Source organism: Mesorhizobium sp. M7A.F.Ca.CA.004.06.1.1 (assembly GCF_003999135.1).
Lineage (GTDB): Bacteria > Pseudomonadota > Alphaproteobacteria > Rhizobiales > Rhizobiaceae > Mesorhizobium.
In genome coordinates this window covers 1-1,080 of record NZ_RZPQ01001191.1, presented here as the reverse complement: position 1 = coordinate 1,080, position 1,080 = coordinate 1, and the positions used below count along the sequence as shown (strand labels likewise).

The 1,080-nt window shown below is 63.8% G+C and carries 2 protein-coding genes; both read right to left on the bottom strand.

What is annotated here, in order from left to right:
• On the bottom strand, window positions 1–249 hold a 249-nt coding region (locus tag EN906_RS35040), incomplete at its 3' end, for a dihydrodipicolinate synthase family protein (protein WP_245484403.1).
• Window positions 224–1,080, bottom strand: an 857-nt coding sequence (locus tag EN906_RS35035; protein ID WP_206529272.1) for a dihydroxy-acid dehydratase, incomplete at its 5' end; no start/stop codon positions are given. The genes EN906_RS35040 and EN906_RS35035, both read right to left, overlap by 26 nt.

Here is a 1,080-nt window from a genome sequence, read left to right as displayed (position 1 = left end):
TCCCGCCGTCCATTCCATGATCGCCCGCCGCTCGCCCTGGGTCAGTTGGGCGACTTCCGTTGCCAGGCCGAGCGCCGCCATGCCGTGCACGCCGGTCGCGAGGCAGATCTCGACCTGCCGACGCATCGCCGCGCGGTCCAGCTGTTCGTTCACGTCAAAGAGCGCGTAGAGAATGGCGTGAATACCGTGGAAATCATCTGGTTTGAATTTTGTCACGCGTACCTCAATGGCTTTCGCGTGGAATGGCATGGCCACGGCTTCCGACGAGAAAGTCGAGGTCGGCGCCACGATCCGCCTGCAGGACATGGTCGACGTAGAGGCCTTGATAGCCGCCGCGCATCGCCGGGACGGGCGGTAGCCAGGATTCACGACGCCGCGCCAACTCCTGTTCCGACACGTCGAGATGCAGCTTCCTCGCTTCGACATCGAGCTCGATGAAGTCGCCGCTCCTGACCAGCGCCAGCGGGCCGCCGATAGCGGCTTCGGGTGCGGCATGCAGAACGACAGTGCCGAAGGCGGTACCGGACATGCGGGCGTCGGAGATGCGGATCATATCGCGGACGCCTTGCTTCAGCAGCTTCCGAGGCAGCGCCATGTTGCCGACTTCGGCCATGCCAGGATAGCCTTTCGGCCCGCAATTCTTCAGCACCATGATCGACGCATCGTCGATGTCCAGCAAGGGATCGTCGACGCGCGCCTTGTAGTCGTCGATGTCCTCGAAGACGACGGCGCGGCCGCGATGCTTCATCAGCGCTGGCGAGGCGGCGGACGGCTTGATAATGGCGCCGTCGGGCGCCAGATTGCCGCGCAGCACCGCGATGCCGCCGTGCGATGTCAGCGCCTTGTCGCGCGGGCGGATCACCTCCGGATTGTAGTTTTGGGCGTCACTGATGTTCTCGCACACGCTCTTGCCGGTGACGGTCAGCGCGTCGAGATCAAGCAGATCGGCCATCTCCTTCATGACGGCCGGAATGCCACCGGCGTAGCAGAAATCCTCCATCAGGAAACGGCCGGACGGCATCAGGTCGAGGATGGTCGGCACATCGCGGCCATATCTGTCCCAATCGTCCAGCGTCAGCT